This window comes from Rhodococcus sp. DT1 (genome assembly GCF_049844875.1).
Classification (GTDB): domain Bacteria; phylum Actinomycetota; class Actinomycetes; order Mycobacteriales; family Mycobacteriaceae; genus Rhodococcus.
The window spans coordinates 469,783-490,752 of the sequence record NZ_JBNCLW010000005.1 but is presented as its reverse complement, the minus strand read 5'-3'; the positions used below and the strand labels follow the sequence as shown (position 1 = coordinate 490,752).

Annotated in this window: 23 protein-coding genes; 11 read left to right on the top strand and 12 right to left on the bottom strand. The window is 67.7% G+C overall.

From position 1 onward, the window contains the following. Window positions 1-15 precede the first annotated feature (15 nt). From ACLQ3J_RS15695 to ACLQ3J_RS15665, 7 genes are all read right to left on the bottom strand, one after another. Window positions 16-204, bottom strand: coding sequence for an antitoxin (locus tag ACLQ3J_RS15695; protein ID WP_169621138.1), 189 nt, complete (start codon window positions 202-204; stop codon window positions 16-18). An 87-nt stretch (window positions 205-291) separates the two neighbouring features. Next, window positions 292-642 (bottom strand): antitoxin, encoded by a 351-nt coding sequence (locus ACLQ3J_RS15690; protein WP_296549416.1) that lies wholly within the window; start codon window positions 640-642, stop codon window positions 292-294. A gap of 40 nt (window positions 643-682) precedes the next feature. Continuing rightward, entirely contained in the window at window positions 683-3,166 is a 2,484-nt protein-coding gene (locus ACLQ3J_RS15685; RefSeq protein WP_296549417.1) for an HAD-IC family P-type ATPase, read from the bottom strand. Window positions 3,167-3,218: 52 nt separating this feature from the next. Beyond that, on the bottom strand, window positions 3,219-4,337 hold the full coding sequence (locus ACLQ3J_RS15680; protein WP_425903806.1) for an MBL fold metallo-hydrolase: 1,119 nt from the start codon (window positions 4,335-4,337) through the stop codon (window positions 3,219-3,221). Then, window positions 4,334-5,065 (bottom strand): enoyl-CoA hydratase, encoded by a 732-nt coding sequence (locus tag ACLQ3J_RS15675; RefSeq protein ID WP_169621142.1) that lies wholly within the window; start codon window positions 5,063-5,065, stop codon window positions 4,334-4,336. Before ACLQ3J_RS15675 ends, ACLQ3J_RS15680 begins: the two co-directional genes overlap by 4 nt. Window positions 5,066-5,097: 32 nt before the next feature. Then, complete coding sequence (locus ACLQ3J_RS15670) at window positions 5,098-5,322, bottom strand: hypothetical protein (protein WP_169621143.1); 225 nt, start codon at window positions 5,320-5,322, stop codon at window positions 5,098-5,100. 10 nt (window positions 5,323-5,332) lie between these two features. Next, window positions 5,333-6,223, bottom strand: a complete 891-nt coding sequence (locus ACLQ3J_RS15665; RefSeq protein ID WP_169651875.1) for an SPFH domain-containing protein — start codon at window positions 6,221-6,223, stop codon at window positions 5,333-5,335. A gap of 134 nt (window positions 6,224-6,357) precedes the next feature. Here ACLQ3J_RS15665 and ACLQ3J_RS15660 point away from each other — a divergent pair, with 134 nt between their 5' ends. The 3 genes from ACLQ3J_RS15660 to ACLQ3J_RS15650 are packed head-to-tail and all read left to right on the top strand — an operon-like array spanning window position 6,358 to window position 9,234. Then, window positions 6,358-7,467, top strand: a complete 1,110-nt coding sequence (locus ACLQ3J_RS15660) for an NAD(P)-binding domain-containing protein (RefSeq protein ID WP_169652031.1) — start codon at window positions 6,358-6,360, stop codon at window positions 7,465-7,467. After that, entirely contained in the window at window positions 7,464-8,537 is a 1,074-nt protein-coding gene (locus ACLQ3J_RS15655; RefSeq protein ID WP_425903805.1) for a S1C family serine protease, read from the top strand. Before ACLQ3J_RS15660 ends, ACLQ3J_RS15655 begins: the two co-directional genes overlap by 4 nt. 52 nt (window positions 8,538-8,589) lie before the next feature. Then, window positions 8,590-9,234, top strand: a complete 645-nt coding sequence (locus ACLQ3J_RS15650) for an FMN-dependent NADH-azoreductase (RefSeq protein WP_425903803.1) — start codon at window positions 8,590-8,592, stop codon at window positions 9,232-9,234. Window positions 9,235-9,290: 56 nt separating this feature from the next. Here ACLQ3J_RS15650 and ACLQ3J_RS15645 read toward each other — a convergent pair whose 3' ends face one another. Continuing rightward, complete coding sequence (locus tag ACLQ3J_RS15645) at window positions 9,291-10,703, bottom strand: cytochrome P450 (RefSeq protein ID WP_425903802.1); 1,413 nt, start codon at window positions 10,701-10,703, stop codon at window positions 9,291-9,293. A gap of 116 nt (window positions 10,704-10,819) precedes the next feature. On the opposite strand from ACLQ3J_RS15645, the gene ACLQ3J_RS15640 reads away from it, so the two are divergent. The 8 genes from ACLQ3J_RS15640 (at window position 10,820) to ACLQ3J_RS15605 (ending at window position 17,962) form a co-directional block, all read left to right on the top strand. Next, a complete protein-coding gene (locus tag ACLQ3J_RS15640) occupies window positions 10,820-12,457 on the top strand; it encodes an ATP-binding cassette domain-containing protein (RefSeq protein ID WP_169651878.1) in 1,638 nt (545 codons plus the stop codon). Further along, window positions 12,458-12,832 carry an RNA-binding S4 domain-containing protein gene (locus ACLQ3J_RS15635; protein WP_169621148.1) on the top strand — a complete coding sequence of 125 codons (375 nt, stop codon included), beginning with the start codon at window positions 12,458-12,460 and terminating at the stop codon, window positions 12,830-12,832. Window positions 12,833-13,010: 178 nt separating this feature from the next. Beyond that, complete coding sequence (locus ACLQ3J_RS15630; protein ID WP_169651879.1) at window positions 13,011-13,388, top strand: VOC family protein; 378 nt, start codon at window positions 13,011-13,013, stop codon at window positions 13,386-13,388. A gap of 92 nt (window positions 13,389-13,480) precedes the next feature. After that, the gene (locus ACLQ3J_RS15625) at window positions 13,481-13,756 is read left to right on the top strand and encodes a helix-turn-helix transcriptional regulator (protein WP_169651880.1); all 276 of its coding nucleotides are present in this window, start codon (window positions 13,481-13,483) and stop codon (window positions 13,754-13,756) included. Window position 13,757: 1 nt separating this feature from the next. Further along, complete coding sequence (locus tag ACLQ3J_RS15620) at window positions 13,758-14,294, top strand: hypothetical protein (protein ID WP_169621151.1); 537 nt, start codon at window positions 13,758-13,760, stop codon at window positions 14,292-14,294. Continuing rightward, window positions 14,291-15,181 carry an ABC transporter ATP-binding protein gene (locus ACLQ3J_RS15615; protein WP_169621152.1) on the top strand — a complete coding sequence of 297 codons (891 nt, stop codon included), beginning with the start codon at window positions 14,291-14,293 and terminating at the stop codon, window positions 15,179-15,181. Before ACLQ3J_RS15620 ends, ACLQ3J_RS15615 begins: the two co-directional genes overlap by 4 nt. Beyond that, window positions 15,178-16,371 carry an ABC transporter permease gene (locus tag ACLQ3J_RS15610; protein ID WP_425903799.1) on the top strand — a complete coding sequence of 398 codons (1,194 nt, stop codon included), beginning with the start codon at window positions 15,178-15,180 and terminating at the stop codon, window positions 16,369-16,371. Before ACLQ3J_RS15615 ends, ACLQ3J_RS15610 begins: the two co-directional genes overlap by 4 nt. An 82-nt stretch (window positions 16,372-16,453) precedes the next feature. After that, complete coding sequence (locus ACLQ3J_RS15605; protein WP_425903797.1) at window positions 16,454-17,962, top strand: carboxyl transferase domain-containing protein; 1,509 nt, start codon at window positions 16,454-16,456, stop codon at window positions 17,960-17,962. Window positions 17,963-17,978: 16 nt separating this feature from the next. Here the strand turns inward: ACLQ3J_RS15605 and ACLQ3J_RS15600 are convergent, their stop codons facing one another. The 4 genes from ACLQ3J_RS15600 to ACLQ3J_RS15585 form a co-directional block, all read right to left on the bottom strand. Then, on the bottom strand, window positions 17,979-19,070 hold the full coding sequence (locus ACLQ3J_RS15600) for an NAD-dependent epimerase/dehydratase family protein (RefSeq protein WP_425903795.1): 1,092 nt from the start codon (window positions 19,068-19,070) through the stop codon (window positions 17,979-17,981). 180 nt (window positions 19,071-19,250) lie between these two features. Continuing rightward, window positions 19,251-19,436, bottom strand: a complete 186-nt coding sequence (locus ACLQ3J_RS15595) for a hypothetical protein (protein WP_240952262.1) — start codon at window positions 19,434-19,436, stop codon at window positions 19,251-19,253. Window positions 19,437-19,440: 4 nt separating this feature from the next. Continuing rightward, window positions 19,441-19,998, bottom strand: a complete 558-nt coding sequence (locus ACLQ3J_RS15590; protein WP_240952263.1) for an RES domain-containing protein — start codon at window positions 19,996-19,998, stop codon at window positions 19,441-19,443. Beyond that, window positions 19,995-20,387 carry a hypothetical protein gene (locus tag ACLQ3J_RS15585; RefSeq protein ID WP_378528857.1) on the bottom strand — a complete coding sequence of 131 codons (393 nt, stop codon included), beginning with the start codon at window positions 20,385-20,387 and terminating at the stop codon, window positions 19,995-19,997. Before ACLQ3J_RS15585 ends, ACLQ3J_RS15590 begins: the two co-directional genes overlap by 4 nt. Window positions 20,388-20,970 lie beyond the last annotated feature (583 nt).

The window sequence follows — 20,970 nt, the reverse complement described above, 5'->3', positions numbered from 1 at the left end:
CCTCCGGTCACGTCGTCACTTGGTGCCGAGGGCCTTCTTCACTGCACTCTGCGCGGAATCGACCTGCCCGGCGAACTTGCCGCCGGTCTTGCTGTCCGCGACGTCACCGACCTTGTCGATGGCGCTGTTCACCTTGTCGGGATTCTCGGCCGCGAACTGCTTGCCCTTGTCCACGATGCCCTTGACGCTGTCCATGAATCCCATGCGGGAACCCCTTTGTTCGATGATCGAGCGAACAAAGCGTGACACAGCGAGAGCCGGGGTGATGAACCGGTCACCGCCCCGGCCGGGTCAGGGTGCGGTGCCCGGCGGGGTAGCCGGGCCCGGACCGCCCCCCGGGCGAGGATCGGCCGGCGGATCGGGCTGTGGACCGGCGGGCGGTGACCCGGGCCGCGGATCCGATGCCGAAGCGTCTGTGGCGGGGTTTTCGGCAGCCGGGTTTCCGGCAGCGGGGTTTTCGCTGCCGAGGTGCTTGCGCGCCGCGTCCTGCGCCTTGCCGATGTGCTGCGAGTATTTTCCGCGGGTCTTGGAGTCGGCGATGTGGCCTGCCTTCTCGATGTACCCGTCGACCTTGTCGGAGTTCTGTGCGGCGTAACCCTTGCCCTTGCCGAGCAGTCCCTTGACGGTGTCCATGAGTCCCATGGCGTGTCCTTCCGTTGGACTACGACCAGCGTCCCACAGGTCACGGCGCTCCGGGCAGGTCCTCCCGAGATGCGAACAGACGCCGGCGCTCACCGTGGATGCGACCCGTTACCCACCAGCAGGCCTCGACGAGAAGCACACCGATCGCACCGCAGGTGAACGCGATGGTGGAGTACGCGACGTTCGACGGGTCGAGCGCGAAGAACTCCCGGCAGAACGGCACCGAGAACAGCACGACGTAGCCGAGCACGGCTCCCGCGATCAGTGCGATCTTCCACCATTGGTACGGCCGTGCCACCACGGCCAGCACCCACAGGGCGATCATGATCAGGGTGATGAGCGCGGACGTCCCGGCCTGCACCTTCTGTGCCTCGGTCTGGTCCGGTCCCGCGTAGACGAGGAGGTAGCAGACGAAGGTCGCGACACCGACGATCACGCCCGACGGGATGGCCAGGCGCATCACCCGCGACACGAAACCCGGTCGTGCCCGCTCGTTGTTGGGAGCGAGCGACAGCAGGAACGCCGGGATACCGATGGTGAACCACGCGGCGATCGTCACGTGCCGCGGCAGGAACGGGTACGGCAGCGGATCGAAGTCGAAGATCGGGGCCAGCACCCCCGACGCACCGATGAAGAATGCGAGCAGCACCGAGTACACGGTTTTGGTGAGGAACAGATTCGAGACGCGTTCGATGTTGCCGATGACGCGGCGGCCCTCACCGACGACGTAGGGCAACGTCGCGAACTTGTTGTCGAGCAAGACGATCTGCGCGACGGACCGCGCTGCGGGGCTGCCCGAGCCCATGGCGACTCCGATGTCCGCGTCCTTGAGCGCGAGGACGTCGTTGACCCCGTCTCCGGTCATCGCGACGGTGTGGCCGCGCGACTGCAGCGCACCGACCATGGCGCGTTTCTGGTCGGGCCGCACGCGCCCGAAGGTCGTCGATGCTTCGGCGATGTCGGCGAGTTGCTCGCGATCGTCGGGCAGTGTGCGCGCGTCGATCGGGCTGTCGCCGTGCGGCAGGCCGAGCGACGACGCGACCGCTCCCACAGACACGGCGTTGTCGCCGGAGATGACCTTGACGTCGACGTGCTGTTCCGCGAAGTACTCGAGCGTGGCCTTCGCATCGGTCCGCACCCGCTGTTCGAGCACGACCAGGGCGACGGGCGCGACGGTTCCGGGTGCGAGTGCGTCGTCGACGGGCCGGTCGCTGCGGGCGAGCAGCAGCACGCGCAGCCCCTGGGCTCCGAGTTCTTCCGCGCGCCGCGCCGTCGGTGTTCCCGAATCGAGGAGCACGTCGCACGCGCCGAGCAGCCAGTTGCCGTGTGCCCCGTACGACTGGCCGCTCCACTTCTTCGCCGAGGAGAACGGTGCGATCGCGGTGGGCTTGCCCCAATCGGGGCCGTCGGGAAACGCCTCGGCGATCGCGAGCACGCTCGCGTTCGGGCGGGGGTCGTCGCAGGCCAGGGCAGCCAGCGCGGTCCGGGCAGCGTCGAGGTCGGTTCCGCCGGGGCTCTCGACGAGTTCGACGTCGGCGAGCCGCATGCCGTTCTCGGTGAGAGTTCCGGTCTTATCCGCACACACGATGTCGACGCGTGCCAGTCCCTCGATCGCGGGAAGCTCCTGCACGAGGCACTGGCGGCGGCCCAGCCGGACGACGCCGACCGCGAACGCGATGGAGGTCATGAGGACCAGGCCTTCCGGCACCATCGGCACCAGCGCCGCGACCATGCCGCTCAGCGAGGGTCCGAGGGCTTCACCGCTCGAGAACAGCTGGTTGAAGATGATGAGCAGGCCCGCGGGAATCATCAGGTAGGTGATGAGCTTGAGGATCTTGTTGATGCCCGCGTTCAGCTCCGAGTGGACCAGCGTGAACTTGCTGGCCTCCTCCGCGAGCCGCGCCGCGTACGCGTCCCGTCCGACCTTCGTCGCCCGGTAGGCGCCGGTCCCCGAGGACACGAAGCTGCCCGACATCACCGATGTCCCCGGGTCCTTGTGCACGGGGTCGGATTCACCGGTGAGCAAGGACTCGTCGAGTTCGAGCCCGGCCGACTCCACGACGGTGCCGTCGACGACGAGCTGATCGCCGGGACCGAGTTCGATGATGTCGTCGAGCACGACCTCGCGCGGGGGCAGCTCGCCGCTGCTGCCGTTGCGGCGCACTACCGGCCTGGTCTGGCTGACGATCGCGAGTTTGTCCAGGGTCCGCTTGGCGCGGACTTCCTGGATGATGCCGATGGAACTGTTCGCCACGATGAGCAGGCCGAACATGCCGTCGACGATCGAGCCGGTCGCGAGCACGATCAGCAGCAGGACGCCCAGAATCGCGTTGATCCGGGTGAAGACGTTGGCACGGACGATGTCCTTGACCGAACGGGACGCGCGGTCGGGGACGTCGTTGGTCTGCCCGCGGGCGACTCGTTCGGCGACCTGTTCGGTGGCCAGCCCGTGCTCGAGATATGCGGGGTCGTCGGTGAGCGTGTCACTCGTCTCGACTACCGCGGTGGGCTCTTCTCCTGCCATAACCAATGAGCGTATTCCACCGGGCGGCGCCCCCGTTCCCCCGGAGGCGGCCTCAGCCGAGTGGGATCCACCACGGGTCGCGCGCGACGGGGCGGAGAGCGTCGATCCGCTGGCCGGGCATCGGCACGGCAGTCGCGACGCCCACCTCCTGCGCAGCCGGGAGCAGGCGCGCGATCGGCTCGGACCACGAGTGCAGGGCGAGGTTGAACGTCCCCCAGTGCACGGGGACGAGCAGGCTGTCGCGACGCTCGGTGCCGCCGAGGTCGAGGTGCGTACGCACGGCCTCTTCGGGGTCCATGTGGACGTCGGGCCAGCGCCGGTCGTACGCGCCGACGGGCAGCAATGTCAGGTCGAACGGCCCGTACTTTTCGCCGAGGTCCGCGAAGCGCCGCGTGTAACCGGTGTCGCCGCCGAAGAACGCGCGGCGGGTCGGGCCCGCGATCACCCAGGACGACCACAGAGTGATGTCGCGCTGCAGACCGCGGCCGGAGAAGTGCCGGGCCTCGGTGCACGTGATGCGCAGACCGTCGATCTCGACGTGCTGATCCCAGTCGAGTTCGACGATCCGGTTCTCAGCGACCTTCCACCGTCGCAGGTGGGCACCGATCCCCAGGGGCACGACGAACCGGGCCTCGGGCTGCAGGGCGGCGAGGGCTTCGACCGTGACCCGATCGAGGTGGTCGTAGTGGTCGTGCGAGATGACGATCGCGTCGGCGGCGGGCAGCGCCTGGAGTTCGACGGGCACGGGATGCATCCGCTTCGGGCCGACGGTCGGCGACGGGGAGACCCGGTCGCTCCATACCGGATCGCAGAGCACCCGGTAGCCGTCGATCTCGAGGAGGGCACTGGAATGCCCGAACCAGGTGACGGCGAGTTCGGCGGCGTCGACCGGCGCGAGCGACGGTGCGACGGGCACGTCGCTGCGCGGGGTTCCACGGGAACCGCGGGTGAGCATGTCCTTCAGGAGTCCGCCGCTGTCGTCGGGATCGAGCACGGACGCGGGATCGGTGTTGTGGAACCGCCCGTTGCGATAGTGCGGCGATCCTGCGGCGTAAGGCCGGATGTCGGAGACGGAAGCCCCGATCGAACTCGGCAGGCCCCGTGCAGCACGAGCGAACCAGAGCGCACCTGCGCCGGCGAGCGCGGACGACGCGGCCTGCCGGGCCCTCATCGGCCGCGGAAGATCGGGTCGCGGCCGCCCGCGCGGGCAAGCCTGGCTTCCTGGGCGTCCTCGCTGAGCCACGCAGCGGCCAGCGCTGCCGTCTGCTCGGGTGTGCTGTCGTCGCGGGTGCCGTCGTCGTTGAGGAACAGCTTCTGTGCTTGCAGCGACAGCGGCGCGAGCTTCGCGATCTCCTGCGCCCACGCCTGCGCGGCCGCGAGGTCGCCGATCCTGTTGGCGAGGCCGCGAGCCAGCGCTTCCTCGGCGTCGATGGGTTCGGCAGCGAGCAGGACGGTCCGGGCCGGGCCACCGCCGACGAGTGACGCCAGCCGTCGCACCGTCCATCGGTCCACCGAGATCCCGAGACGCGCTGCGGGCACCGCGAACCTCGCGCCCGGGGCCACCACTCGCAGGTCCGAGGCCAGCGCGAGCTGGGTGCCCGCTCCGATGGCGGGTCCGTTGATCGCCGCGATCACGGGAACCGGTGCGCTTTCGATCGTCTGCAGCATGTCGCCGAGGTTGTCGAGGAACCCGGCGGCATAGACGTCGCCGGACAGGTCGGCGCCGGCGCAGAAGCTCGTTCCGCGGCCCGTGATCACGACAACCCGGGCATCGTCGCCGACTGCCTGTTCGACCGCATCGCGGATCTCGATGCACAACTGCGAATTGAGCGCGTTCCGGCGTTCTTCGCGCTGCAATTCCAGCGTGACGACGTCACCGTCGCGGTTGATCCCGATCATGTATCTGGCACCCTTCCGTCACTGCCCAACGATCATTCCATTGTGTCGCCCGTACCGCGCGACTCCTGAGCGCGGGGTCGTCCGGGACCACGCATCCTGCCCGCGTCGCGCGGTGCCCGCCCGGCCTCGGCCAGCGCGCGGCGCAGGAGGAATTCGATCTGGGCGTTGGTGCTGCGCAACTCGTCGGCGGCCCAGCGCGCGAGCGCGTCGTGGACCGCCGGGTCGAGCCGCAACAAGACCTTCTTGCGTTCGGGCATGCCGAATTCCCTACTGGTACAGCGATCCCGTGTTGAGAACGGGCTGGGCACTCTGATCGCCGCACAGTACGACGAGCAGGTTGGAGACCATCGCGGCCTTGCGGTCCTCGTCGAGCATGACGGTGTGCTCGGCCTCGAGGCGCTCGAGGGCGGTGCCGACCATGGAGACGGCGCCGTGCACGATCTGCTCCCGGGCGGCGATCACGGCACCGGCCTGCTGACGGCGCAGCATCGCCTGTGCGATCTCCGGGGCGTAGGCGAGTTGGTTGATGCGGGTCTCGATCACGCGCACGCCGGCCGACCGGACGCGAGCATGCACCTCGGACGACAGCTTCGTGGTGATCTCGTCGGCGTTCTGCCGCAGCGACATCGCCTCGGGCGCACCGTCATACGGGTAACTCCCGGCGATGTGACGCACCGCGGCCTCGGTCTGGACGGCGACGAACTCCTCGAAGTCGTCCACGTCGAAGACCGCCCGCGCGGTGTCCTCGACCTGCCACACGATCACCGCCGAGATGTCGATGGGGTTGCCGTCCGCATCGTTGACCTTCGCCCTTGCCGTCTCGTGGTTTCGGATGCGCGTGGAGATCTTGCGACGGGAGTTGAGCGGATTCATCCACCGCAGGCCCGGTTCGCGGAGAGTGCCTGCGTACGAGCCCCCGAGCAATTGGAGCACGCGGGCTTCGTTGGGCTCGACGAGAATCAGGCCGGCGAGCGCGACGAGAGCGATGACCGCGATGACGGATCCCACCACGATCAGCGGAACGTTGATCTCGACCGCGGCCCACACGATCAGTGCGGACGCCAGTGCGGCGGCGACGAGTGCGGCGGCAAGTACGGGCCAGCCGTTGGACGAGCGTCCCGGGCGTTCCGACGAGGTGGTGGACTCTGCTGTTTCCATGGGGATCCTTCCGGGCACGAATGCGATGTCAAAGTGATATCACATTTTTGGATCATCGCCGGTGCCGGGTTCACAGGGCACGCCTCCCGATGTCACGGCATGATGGAGGGCAACCATCTGCGGAGAGGCCGGTGATGACGTCCGAAGGCAACACGGAGAACACGACGCCCGTCGACGTCGTCGTGATCGGTGCCGGGCAGGCAGGCCTGTCGGCCGCGTATTACCTGCGGCGGTTCGGGCTCGAACCCGAAACGGGGTTCGTGGTGTTCGACCGGTCGTTCGGCCCCGGCGGCGCGTGGCAGCACCGGTGGCCTTCCCTCACGTTGAACACCGTCAACGGCCTGCACGACCTGCCCGGGTCCGCGTTCTCCGACGCGGTCGACACCGGCTCCGGTGAAGTGCCCGCGTCGTCGGCGGTGCCCGCGTACTACGGCGCCTACGAGAAGGAGTTCGACCTTCCCGTACACCGCCCCGTTCAGGTCACGGTGGTGTGCAACCGGGGCGAACGCCTGCGGGTGGAGACCGATACCGGCGTGTACTCGGCGCGGGGACTCATCAACGCGACCGGCACCTGGGAACACCCGTTCGTCCCGTGGTATCCGGGTGCGGCGCGGTTCCGGGGGCAGCAACTCCACACGAAGGACTACCGCGACGCCGAGCAGTTCCGTGGACGGCACGTGCTCGTCGTGGGCGGGGGAATCTCCGCGGTGCAGTTGCTCGACGAGATCTCGTTCGTCACCACCACCACGTGGGTGACTCGACGCGAACCCGTCTGGCGCGACGAGGAATTCACGCCCGAATTCGGACGGACGGTAATCGCGGCCGTGGAGGACCGGGTGCGCCACGGATTACCTCCCGGTTCGGTCGTCTCCGTGACCGGGCTTCCCGTCACACCCATGATCCGGGCGGCACGCGAACGCGGAGTGCTCGACCGGTTGCCGATGTTCGCCGAAATTACCGAGACCGGTGTCCGCTGGCCCGACGGAACAACCCTCGATGTCGACGTAATCCTGTGGTGCACCGGTTTTCGAAGCTCACTCGACCATCTGGCGCCGCTCGGCCTGCGCAATCCCGGCGGGGGAATCACGATGACGGGACGGCTCGCGACGCAGGTCGCCGCCGACCCCCGAATCCACCTCGTCGGCTACGGCCCGTCCGCGTCCACCATCGGCGCCAACCGCGCCGGGCGGGCCGCGGCACGTGAACTCGTCGACCATCTGACCACCGGAGCTGCGGCGTTGTGAGACGGCGCGGGGGGTCGGTCCTGGTGGTCGCGTTCGCAGCCGCGACCAGCCTTCTCGCCTCCGCGCCCGAAGCCGTCGAGATCGCGCTCCCTCCCCCGCCGCCACCGATCCCGGCGCCGCCGCCCACGCCACTGGCGCCCGACGAACTCGCCGCCCGTACCGTGCCGGTCGTCGTGACCATCGACGCGAGCCGCGGATGGACGGGAACGTCCGGAACGGGAATCGTTCTCACATCCGACGGCACGGTGCTGACCAATCATCACGTGGTCAGCGGAGCGACCGACATCACCGCGGTGAGCGCGGCGACGGGACTGATCTACGACGTCGACGTCATCGGGTACGACAGTGCACGCGACATCGCCGTACTCCAGCTCGGCACCGCGAACGGTCTCCCCGCGGCACCGGTCGCCGACGCTCTGCCACCCGCGGGGACTCCCGTGACCGCATTCGGGAACGCGGACGGCGGCGGCGTCGTGATCGCAGCGCCGGGCACCGTCATCGCGGCCGACCGCAGCGTGATGGTCCGCGACTCCACCGAGGGCTCCCGCAAGCGACTCACCGGAATGCTGCAGACCGACACCCCGATCCGCCCCGGAGACTCGGGCGGTCCGCTCGTCGACCATTACGGCGCGGTGGTCGGAGTCAACACCGCCGGCGCGATCGAACGTGAGCAGCAAGAACCGTCCGAGTCCGCACCGGAGGCGTATGCCGTCCCGATAGCGGAGGCTCTCGCCGTCGTCGAGCAGGTCCGGACCGGGGTCGGCACCGACACCGTGCACGTCGGCCCCACACCACGACTCGGTCTCGGCGTCACCACCGCCCGAGCGGACGGCGCCGACCGCGGGGCCGAAGTGCTGTGGGTGTCGTTCGATACCCCCGCGTATCGCGCCGGCCTCGAAGCCGGCGACGTGGTCGTCTCTTTCGGAGGCGCCACGGTGTCGTCGACGACCGACCTCGAGCAACGGCTACGAACCCGGAAACCGGGCGACACCGTCCGGATCGAATGGCTCGACGGGGACGGCCGTTCTCGTACGGCCGACGTGGTTCTCGAAGACGGCCCCGCCCGCTGATCCGCAGAACGCCGTAGCGTGGGGCGACACCGCACCGGAACCCGGAGGGCACATGCCTCGACTTCTGCACCTCGATTCGTCCGCCGACCTCGATGCCTCGGTCTCGCGCGAACTGACACGGTTGTTCGTCGATACCTGGCGCGCAACCGGTTCCGACCACACGGTGATCGAGCGGGATCTGCACCGATCGCCGCTCCCCCACCTTCCGGACGCCGCGCTGCACTACGCGGCGCGGCTGCGCACCGGTACGGAGTGGCCCGACCCGGCGGCCGAGGGTCTGCAAGCCGAATTGATCGCTGAGCTGACGGGCGCGGACGCGGTGGTGATCGGTGCGCCGATGTACAACTGGTCGATGCCGTCCTCGCTCAAAGCCTGGATCGACTACATCCACGTACTCGGCACCACAGTGCCGTTCGATACTTCGGACGCACCCCTGGCGGGCAAGCCGGCGGTGATCGTGTCGAGCCGAGGAAACACGTACGCTCCCGGAAGCCCCGGCGAGGGAACCGATTTCGTCATACCTCCCCTCGTGCAGGTCCTCGGCACCTCGCTCGGCATGTCGGTATCGGTGGTGACGGCGGAACTCACACTCGCCGATCGCCTGACACCGCTGGCCCCGTTCGCCGACCTCGCCGCGGAAAGCTTGGCCGCAGCTCGGGACGCCGTGCGAAATCTCGCGACGAGCCTGGCCCGGTGAGGACGAGCAGAACGCGCGGCCCGCACCGATGAGGTTCCTCGCAATGAAATGGCACGTCAAGGCTTCGAGAGCTTGACCTTCAACCCCCGCGGCTTCAGCGTGACGGCCTCGTGAACATCGAGTTCGTAACCGGGCTCGGGAACGAAATCGTACCGGCGGATCAGCGACGCGAGTGTGAGCACAGCTTCGTGGAGCGCGAACTGCCGGCCGATGCACGCGCGGATCCCGGTGCCCCACGGCTTGAAGATGTGCGCCGGCCGTCGCCGCACCGCGTCGGGTGCGAACCGGTCCGGGTCGAACCGCTCCGGGTCGTCGCCCCACAGTGGATCGCGGTGCAACTGCGGCAGCAGCACGAACACCCACGATCCCGGAGGAAGGGTGCGGCCACCGAGAGTCGTCTCGCCTCGCACCTTGCGGAAGTAGCCCGGCGCTGCCGGCCACAGCCGCAACGTTTCGTCCACCACCCGCCGCACGTATCGCAGCTTCGCGACCTGCTCGTAACCGATCTGCCCGTCGGCTCCGACCACCTCGGCGATCTCGGCGCGTGCCTTCGCCACCACCTCGGGGTGCCGGCTCAGGAAGTGAACCGCGAAGCCCAGGGTGGCGGCGGTCGTCTCGTTGCCCGCGACCAGGAATGTCAGGACCTGGTTACGGATCGATTCACGATCCAGTTGCTCACCGGTGTCCGGGTCGGCAGTGTGCATCATCAGCTCGAGCAGATCGGCCTGCGTGTCCTGCGAGCGCATCCGTTCGTCGACGATGCGATCGACCGTGTCCTGCATCAATGCGATGTCGCGGGCGTGTTGCTCACGGGCCGCCCGACCGAACACGGCGCGCAGGATCGGGATGTCGTTCGAGGAGCGGTTGATGTACTCGAGGGCGCGACTCATCGCCTCGACGAACGGATCGGGCTCGGCGCGGCCGAAGGAATCGAAGTCATAGCCGAACCCGCATCGCCCGATGACATCGAAGGTCAGCGACGTCATGCTCTGCGGCACGTCGACGTACTCGCCGCTGTCTGCTGCGACGTCCCAGCTGTGCAGCAGTCGGTCGATCACCGCGAGCATCGAGTCGTGGTAGCCGCGCATCGCGGCCTGGCTGAACCCCGGCCCGAGGATGTTGTGGGCCTTGCGCCAGTTCGGCTCGGAATTGAACGCCGTGAACAACCCGTCTCCGGCGATGACGCGGAGCTTACGCAGCGGCTCTCCGAGGAACTTTGCCCATTTCTCCTCGTCGTTGACCTCGCGCACCAGGTCCGCCCCCGACACCACGATCAGTCGGTGCCGGAAGATCTTCCGTTCGAAGATCCCGCCGAGTTCCTGTGCCATCCGCATCTCGCGCTGCACAGGCTTGGCCACGTCGATGCTGAGCAGATCCCCCAGAATCGGCAGCCTCCACCGAGGTTGAGGGATCGTCCGCGAATCGGTGCCGGTCGCAGGGCTGCTCGTCGAAAGCTGCGGTGACGCCATTCCAGAGAGTGTGCACCACTCACCATGGTGGTGTGTGCACGCTCGGCCGTGACCACATCCGGGCCGGTACAGACCCGTGGCGGAAGACGGAATCGTCGCAGCGGGATACTCGACACGTGAGCGCAACACTACGTATCAGCGGCCTGTCCACCTCGAGAGGCGAACGCACGCTGTTCGAAGGCCTCGACCTCACCGTCGCACCGGGTGACGTGATCGGGCTGGTGGGCGCGAACGGCGCCGGCAAATCGACGCTGCTCACGACACTGGCCGGGCTGGGGAACGCGGACGTCACCGGATCGATCGTGCTCAGTCCGCCCGACGCGACCGTCGGATACCTCGCCCAGGAACCCGAGCGCGTCCCCGGTGAGACGATCCTGGATTTCCTCGGCCGTCGCACGGGCGTGACGGACGCCGAGAACATCATGAACGCGGCTGCCGAGGCGCTCGGCGAGTCGGATGTCGACGATTACACCCCGGCACTCGAGCGGTGGCTCGCGCTCGGCGGTGCCGATCTCGCAGAGCGCGCCGAGAAGGTCGTGTCGGATCTGGGGCTCGGGGTCGGGCTCGACGCGCCGATGACCGGACTGTCCGGCGGGCAGGCGGCGCGCGTCGGACTCGCGGCGCTGCTTCTGTCGCGCTACGACGTGCTGCTTCTCGACGAACCCACCAACGATCTCGACCTCGCGGGGCTGGAGCAACTCGAGCGTTTCGTCGCGGAGACACGCACCGCTCTCGTGGTGGTGAGCCACGACCGCGAATTCCTCGCGCGGACCGTGACGGGCATCGTCGAACTCGATCCCGTCCAGCAGCAGATCTCGGTGTACGACGGCGGTTACGAGGCGTACCTCGTCGAGCGCGAGGTGGCACGGCGGCACGCCCGCGAAGAGTACGAGGAATTCGCCGACACCAAGTCGCAACTCGAGGACCGCGCGCAGATGCAGCGCAACTGGCTCGAACACGGAACACGGAATGCTCGGCGGAAGTCGAAGGACAACGACAAGATCGGGAAGAAATTCCGCGCGGAGGCCACCGAGAAGCAGGCCGCAAAAGCGCGTCAGACGCAGCGGCGCATCGAACGCCTCGACGTCGTCGAGGAACCCCGCAAGGAATGGGAACTGCGGATGGAGATCGCGGCGGCACCGCGCAGCGGCACGGTCGTCGCAACGCTCGACGACGCGACGGTGCGACGCGGTGATTTCACCTTCGGTCCGGTGACCACCCAGGTGCAGTGGGGGGACCGGATCATCGTCACGGGCCCGAACGGGGCGGGGAAAACCACACTGCTGCGATTGCTGCTCGGCACCCTCACCCCGGATTCCGGGCGCGCGAGCCTCGGTTCCGGAGTCCAGGTCGGCGAGATCGATCAGGCGCGCGGACTGTTCGAAGGCGACGAGCCTCTGGTCGAAGCTTTCGGCCGGCAGGTCCCGGAGTGGCCGGACGCCGACGTACGTACCCTGCTCGCCAAGTTCGGACTCAAGGGGCACCATGTCCTGCGACCTGCGGCGTCGTTGTCGCCGGGCGAGCGGACACGGGCGGGGTTGGCGCTGCTGCAGGCGCGCGGTGTGAACCTGCTCGTGCTCGACGAGCCGACCAACCACCTCGATCTCCCGGCGATCGAGCAACTCGAGCAGGCGGTCGAGAGCTTCGACGGCACTCTCCTGCTGGTGACGCACGATCGCAGAATGCTGGACACGACGCGCAGCACGCGGCGGTGGCGGCTCGAGGACGGACGGCTGAGCGAGGAGTTGCTGTAGATGAGCGGAAGCGTTCGGGTGGACAGCTGGACGTGGTCGGTGCGGCTGTTCAAGACGCGGTCGGCGGCGGCATCGGCGTGCCGCGCCGGGCACGTGAAGGTCGACGGCGTGACAGCGAAGCCGTCGACACCGGTGACGATCGGCACCGAGGTCCGCGTGCGGGCGCACGGGGTCGAAAAGATCGTCGAGGTCACGCAACTCGTCAACAAGCGGGTGGGTGCGCCGATCGCCGCCACCGCCTACATCGATCACAGCCCACCACCGCCGCCGAAGGAGATCCTCGCGGCAATCCCGATCCGTGATCGCGGCGCGGGCCGGCCCACGAAGAAGGATCGCCGCGAACTCGACCGGATCCGCGGTTTCCAGGACGACTGACGGGATCGCCTCGAATGGGGCCGTGGGCTCCGTGCCGGTCATCGGACGGTACTCGACTCCCCTGAAAACCCGGTCCCGTCGTACTCGGGTCGCTACGATCACGGGCAATTCGGCTGCCGGGGGCAGGCGAATCTCGGGTGGCCTCCCCGACAGCCCACGAGGGGGAGGCGGTTTCATCATGGCGTGTCGAATCAGCGAGTTGGTGCTCGACTGCAGGGAACCCGAGGTGCTGGCGCGGTTCTGGTGCGAGGTCCTGGACTTCGTCGTGCTCGATCGTGACGAAGACGGACTGGAGATCGGACCACGCGAAGGATTCGGCGGCGCACAACCGACCATCATCCTGAGTCGGACGGATAAACCCGAGCCCGCAAAACCGCGCCTGCACATCGATGTCAACGCCACCGACCGTGATCAGGACGCAGAACTCGAACGACTGCTCAGCCTCGGTGCACGCCCGGCCGACATCGGACAGACGGGCGACGAGTCGTGGCACGTGCTCGCCGATCCCGAGGGCAACGAGTTCTGCCTTCTGAAGACTCGCCTCGAGCCCCTCTGATGCACGTGCTGACGCCACGACCGCCGGGGCCGTGGCGGGAGGGCGAGTTCCCGGTATTGACAAATCGTTGGGTTTTTACAACACTTTGTTCCATGAGTCCGGTACGCCGTGGGGAAACGCTCCCCATCTTCAACCGCATCCGCGTTCTCCGTGCGGAACGCGGCATGAGCCGAGCCCAACTTGCCGAGCTCATCGACGTGAACCCCCAAACGGTGGGCGCGCTCGAGCGCGGAGACCACTATCCGAGCCTGGATCTCGCTTTCCGGATCTGCGACGTCTTCGGCCTCCCGGTCGAAGCGGTCTTCTCGCGCACCGAGTTCACCCCCTTGTCGACCGAGCTCTACAGAGCCCACACCAAGGAGGCCTGACATGTCCACCGCGTCGCTCATCGACCGGTACGAGGACTACCGCACCCGCCGGTTCCTCACGCACGAGGCCACATTCGCGAAATGGCTGCCGGCATGGCGCACCCGGCACCGTCGCCGCATCCTCGCCGGTGCCGTCGTCGCCCTGATCTCGGCGATGTTCGTCATCTCCGTGGCAACCTACTTCTTCCCTGTCGTCGCCATCGTGTGGCTGGCCGTCGTGTTGGTATTCCTGCCCACGTGGACATGCCTGCAGATCGTCTCGGGGCGGCAATCCGACGCACCACGGCATGCCCTCGACGAGCGTGAGATCGCCGAACGCAACAGCGCCCGCTCGATCGGCCTCTCGGTGGCGCAGAGCCTGCTCCTGATACCGATCTTCGCGCTCCTGTGGAGCCCGCCGTTCGACTTCATCGACCACAAAGCACTGTGCTACTCGGCGGGTGGATTCGCTCTCGCTGCAATACTTTTCAGTGGATGCCTCCCGGCAGTGCTGCTGGCGTGGACCCGACCCGACGACGACCCGGAGGACCAACTATGACCCTCACCATCGACAATCTCTCGAAACGTTACGGCTCCACGGTCGCCCTCGACGGGGTGAGCTTCGAGGTGCAGCCCGGTGAACTGTTCGGGTTCGTCGGCAGCAACGGTGCCGGCAAGACCACCACCATGCGCATCGCGCTGGGAGTGCTCGCCGCAGACGGCGGAGAAGTCCGGCTTTCGGGCAAGCCCGTCGATCTCGACGTCCGCCGCACAATCGGGTACATGCCCGAGGAACGCGGGCTCTATCCGAAGATGAAGGTCGGTAACCAACTGATCTATCTTGCTCGGTTGCACGGGCTTTCGAAGCGCGATGCCACGGCGGCGATGCAGCGCTGGACCGAAAGGCTGGGCATCGCCGAGCGGATCGGTGACACGGTCGATTCACTGTCTCTCGGCAATCAGCAGCGCGTTCAGCTCGCCGCAGCGCTCATACACGATCCCGCCGTCCTCGTTCTCGACGAACCGTTCTCGGGTCTCGATCCGGTCGCCGTCGATGTCATGAGCGAGGTTCTCGTCGAGAAGGCGAACACCGGTGTCCCGGTGATCTTCTCGAGCCACCAACTCGATCTGGTACAGCGACTGTGCGAGCGCGTCGGCATCATCGTCCATGGACGCATGCGCGTCGTCGGTGCCGTCGACGACTTGCGCGCCGAGGGTGCTTCCCGTCTGGTCGTGCACGCTCCCGACGCCCCCGCCGGCTGGGCCGACGGCCTGCCGGGTGTCTCCGGCTCGGAATACACAGAGGGTCGCACCGTGCTCACCATCGAGCCGGGCACCGACGACCAGCAGATCCTCAAAACTGCGCTGTCCACCGGACCGGTACACGAGTTCTCCTTGCAGCAACCGTCCCTGACCGACCTGTTCCGAGAGGTGGTAGCCGCATGAGCGCCCCACTGAGCAACTCGCACGCGATCGGCCTGGTGGCGCGCCGCGAATTCGTCACCCAGGTACAGAAGAAGAGCTTCGTCATCAGCAACGCGATCGTGCTCGCCGCGATCGTCGTCGGCATCGTCGCGATGTCGATCTTTTCCGGCGGCGAGGACGACCGCCCCACCGTGGGTGTCGTCTCCGGCTACACCCTCGGCACGACGCTCGGTTCCATCGGCGACGCCGTGGGCACGCCGATCGAAGTCTCCACCGTGCCCGACGCCGACGCCGCTCGCGAGCAGGTAGGTGCGGGCAGCCTCGACGTCGCCCTCGTGCCCAGCGGTGACGGTACCGTCACCGCGATCACCGAGTCCGATATCGACGCCGATCTCAAAGCACTCATCGATACCGCGGTCGTGCAGGAAGCCCAATCCGCGGCGCTGTCCACCCGCGGAGTCGACCCCGCGGAGATCGCTGCGGCCGCTGCTCGCGCAACCGTGGTCGTCGAGGCCATCGAACCTCCCGACCCCGAACAGGGCCAGCGGATCATCCTGGCGACCGTTTCGGTACTCCTGCTGTACTTGCAGATCCTGCTGTTCGGAACGTATGTCGCGATGGGCGTGGTCGAGGAGAAGTCCTCGCGTGTCGTCGAACTTCTGCTCTCCACCCTCCGACCGCTGCAGCTGCTGTGGGGCAAGATTCTCGGCATCGGTGCCGTCGGCCTCCTCCAGCTCACCGCGTACGGCGTCGTGGGCGTCGGCGCGTCTGTCGCTACCGGGACGCTCACCATCACCGGCACCGCGATCGGTGTGCTGGCCGGCACGCTCGGCTGGTTCATCCTCGGCTTCGCGTTCTTCGCCGTGCTCTACGCCGCGGCAGGGTCGATGGTGTCGCGGCAGGAAGACGTGAACTCCACGTCCGGCCCGTTGATGATCGTCATCATCGCGATGTTCTTCGCGGCGTTCTCTTCGATCGACGACCCGGAAGCCTCGTGGAGCACGACCCTGAGCTGGATCCCGCCGTTCTCGGCAATCCTCATGCCGCTCCGCATCGCGGCAGGTGTCGCGACTCCGGTACAGATCGTCGGCACCGTACTGCTCATGGTCGCCGCAACGGCACTGCTCAGCCTCGTAGCGGCGAAGATTTACCAGCGTTCGATCCTGCGTATCGGCCGCACGGTGACGTGGAAGGAAGCACTCGGCCGCTGAGCGCACGGCGGTACACCGAAGCTGGACGAGCGCCCGCCTCGTATAGGTTTGTTCCACAGCATGATCGACAGGTGGAGGCGACGTGGCGGGCACCAAGATCTCGGCGCAGGATTTCATCGACAACGTGGTCGACCCGGGAAGTTTCACCTCGTGGGATACCACCCCGGTAAAGGTCCACGCCGACGAGAAGTATCAGGCGGACCTCCGTCGCGCCGCCGAGAAGTCCGGTACCGACGAATCGGTTCTCACCGGAACAGGCACAGTGCACGGTCGCCGCGTGGCGCTGATCGCATGCGAGTTCTCCTTCCTTGCAGGGTCGATCGGCGTCGCGGCGGCCGAGCGGATCGTGACCGCGATCGAACGCGCCACCGCCGAGCGTCTCCCCCTGCTCGCCTCCCCCACCTCGGGAGGCACCCGAATGCAGGAGGGGACGCTCGCGTTCGTGCAGATGGTGAAGATCGCCGCTGCAGTCGCAGAGCACAAGGCTTCACATCTGGGTTACCTCGTGTACCTGCGTAATCCGACCACCGGCGGTGTGTTCGCGTCGTGGGGATCGCTCGGACACGTCACTGTCGCCGAACCCGGCGCACTCGTCGGGTTTCTCGGCCCCCGCGTCTACCAGGCGCTCTACAACGAACCTTTCCCGGAGGGCGTGCAGACGGCGGAGAACCTCTACCGCAAGGGCGTGATCGACGGAGTCGTCCCGCTCGAAAAAGTCCGGCGACTCGTCCACCGACTGCTCCGTGTGCTCGTGGAACCGGATCGGCCCGACACCAGCACTTCTCGCGCCGTCACCACCGTCGACGACGTGCCCGGCATCCCGGCCTGGCAGTCGGTCATGCTCAGCCGCAGGCCCGAACGCCCGGGGATCCGTGAATTGCTCCGGCACGCCGCGTCGGCTCAGGTACGACTGTCCGGTACCGGGGAAGGCGAGTCCGATAAGACGGTGTTGTTGTCGCTGGCGCGTTTTCGTGGCGTGTCGTGTGTGATGTTCGGGCAGGACCGCACCGGCCAGTCCGCGTCGAGCACGATGGGACCCGGCGCGCTGCGGGAAGCACGTCGCGCAATGCGGCTCGCCGAAGAACTCCGACTCCCCCTCGTTCTCGTCATCGACACCCTCGGCGCGTCGTTGTCGAAGGAGGCCGAGGAACGCGGACTCGCGCCCGAAATCGCCCGCTGCATATCCGATCTCGTGACCTTGTCGACGCCGACCGTGTCGGTGCTGCTCGGCCAGGGCACAGGCGGGGGTGCGCTCGCGTTGCTGCCCGCCGACCGTGTGCTGTGCGCGCAACACGGGTGGCTCGCTCCGCTGCCACCCGAGGGAGCCAGCGCCATCGTGCACCGCGACACCACCCATGCCCCGCGCATGGCAGAAGCACAGGGAATCCGCGCGCGGGACCTGCTGCGTGACGGGATCGTGGACGGGGTGATTCCCGAACGACCCGACGCGAGCGAGGAACCGGTGGAATTCGTGAAGCGAGTCGGTGCCGCCGTCGCACGCGAACTCACCGAACTGGCCGGGGAACCCGCCGACCAGCGGTACAGCCGCCGCATCGACCGGTATCGCCGGTTGGGTCTTCCGGCGGAGTGAGCTTCACCGGGGCGGATCAGGGACGCACGCCCACCCCGGTCGCGACTTCCTCGACACGGCCACGCAGGCTGTCGGCCACCAGCGGCGGGGTCGGCGCTCCGGCACCCTCCCGCAGTCCCGAGACGAATTCTGCGAGCACATCCAGCGGCTCGGCGGACGGCGACCAGCCGAGTTCGGTCCGAGCGCGCGTGCAATCCATCAGTGGTAGCCGAAGGACGGTATCGAGAAGCCCCGGATCGGCCGGCGCGAGATGGGTATGCCAGGCCGCGGCGACGGCAGAGCGAATGATCCCGCGCTTGACCGGCACCACCCGCGCGCCCAGCACTTCCGCGAACGAGTGGGCGTCGACCGGCGGATCCGCCGCGATGTTGAACGCACCCCGCACGGGCCGCAGGACGGCACGCACGTAGGCATCCGCCGCGTCGTCGGAATGCAGGATCTGCATCCGCAGCCCCGGCATGTCCGGAACGACCGGAATCGCAGGCAGCAGCGAGCCCGGTACGAACGGCCCCGCAAAGATCCGTCGCTGCGCTGTGGCAGAGCGTCGCTGGAAGATTAACCCGGGCCGCATCCGGACGAGACGGATCTCCGGATGCTCGAGTTCGAAGGCGTCGTACCACCGCTCGAGATAGGCCTTCTCCCTCGGATACGCCGCGCCCGGCCATCCGTGGGTGGGCCACGTTTCGTCGACGCGCGGTTCCTCGACTCCGGGCTCCGAAGTCGGGCCGGGTGAATAGGCCCCGACCGACGATGCCACCACGATCACGGGCACCTGCGCCTCCGCTGCGGCGGTCAGTGTCCGGATCGTGCCCAGCACGTTGTTCTCCCACGTCGCCTCCGGTTTGTGCGTGGGTTGGAACAGCCAGGCGAGGTGGACGAGCGCGTCGGCGCCGCGCAGCGTCTCCGCGAGATCGTCCGACGCGACATCGACAGGCGCGAAGGTCGATTTGGGGACCGTCCAGTCGGTCGGGCGACGGGCAATGCCCAGGACCGATTCCACGGCGGGTTCCGCCCCGAGGGCGCGAACCACTGCGGTGCCGACGTTGCCGGTCGCGCCGGTGACCACCACGTGCATGCCGGAAGAGCTAGCTTTCGAGTGTTCGGTCATGCTTCCGAGTACCCGGCGGGTGCGACGTAAACCTGCGGCTACCACGCACCGGTGTCACGATTCCGGAACACCGAGCCGCGCCGAGGTGCCGATAAGGCACGCACTCTTATATCACCGCCCGAGCTGCGATTCCCCCACGCGGGGTGGTTGTCTGCGCTGCGCAACTGTGCCGCCGGGGATTCAGTCGTCCTCCCAGATCAGGTTGTGCAGGCGCATCGCTTCGATCAGGTCGGGGTCGTGTTCCTCGACGGGGCCGTAGTCCAGGACCGTGATGTTCTTGCTGACCGGTCCGTCACCGGGACGTTCGTACAGCGCCCAGAGCACCAGCCCGTCGCCGTGCCGGGAGTCGAATTGGATGCCGGCCACCGGCTCACCGTCGGGATCGGAGAGGGTGTTGACCCACTGGGAGATCGCCTGGGTGAGGGCGCGCGGGCGGCCGTCGCGGATCGCCGCGGTGTCGAGGTCGAGGGAGGCCGTGCCGGATCGCGTGGGGCCGGAAGAGGGTTCGCAGGGTGGCCACCGACTCGGTGTCGCCGGGCACGACGAACCATCCGCTGATCGCTCCGCTGCCGGTGACCCTGCTCGACATCCACGACCGCGGGATACGACCCGGTTCGATGGTGGGGAACTCATCTGGCTCGTCGTCGACGATCTCCTCGAGCGCGGCGCTGAGCTCCTCGCTCCTGCGCGCGTAGGCGAGGACCTCGAGGTAACACGACAGGCGGGTCGCGCCGACGTACAGGGTTCGCCACATCCCCGCAGGATCGTCCCAGCGGCCGGTGAAGCGCCCGTCGGTGGCGAACTCCCACGGTGTCCACTCCCACGAGGTCGGCGGGTAGCCAACGCGGTAGGCGACCACGCCATCGACGTGGAAGCAGCGGACATCGCCGCGCGGGGTCGAGATCAACGATCGATCCGGTGCGTTCATCCGACCGCCGCGAACTGCCGGGCAGCGGCAAGGACCTTCGGGCCGACATCGGACAGATCGCCCTCGCGCAGCAGCAGCGCCGGCGGACGGTCGTCCAGGATCGGGTTCAGACCCTGGAACCAGGTCTGGGCCACGGCGGGGGTATCGCGCTCGACGATCAGCCGGGCGACACGGTAGGCGATACGGAGGCGTTCGACGTCGGTGTCGTTGTTGATGGTGCGGGTGCCTTCTGCCCACTGGCGCACAGCGCGGGTTTCTTTCACCTTCCCCAGGTACGCGACCAGCTTGGCGCCGAGCAGCTCACGCAGCGCCGTGACCAGCTCCGATTGGGTCATTCGGGCGGCGTCGTTGTAGGCGGCGAGGTCGGGTCGTGGGTGTGCGGTTGTCATGGCATCCACCTCCTGATTACAGGATAAATCACATGGTCAGTACCGTCCATGTTCCCACCCGACGACACAGGGAAGCCCCCTCACAGTCCGTCGGGACAAAGCGCTCGCTGGGCAGCAAGAAGGCCTAGGCCTTCCCGATGTCACCGGCAGCGTCAGCGCCGACTCTGCCTCGGCTCGCCGGACAGAGGAATCATCGGATCTGCCCTGGATAGGAAGGTGGCCGCCCTCTCCATCCAGGCCTGCGGCGCACTGACGATCGGCGTGGCAGCACTCGCTTCCGCCGCCTCCTGGACGGCCAAGCTGCCGGTCCTATTGAGCTCGACGATCCTGCTGGCGATGTGCGCGTACGCGTACGGCCGCGTCCGGCCGAGCATCCAGGACCCCGACCAACCCATCACCAAGGCACCAGGAACAGCGCATTCCCAACGTCGGAAGCCTCGCCGCCCGGTTCGAGGAGTTCCTCGTCTACCGCAGCACCGGCAAGCCATCGGAGGCCACCCTCAAGGCCTACCGGCGGGACTTCACCGCGATCGCCGATCTTCTCGCAGTCCACACCGGTGTTCCGGCCGACGGTCTGGCCTGC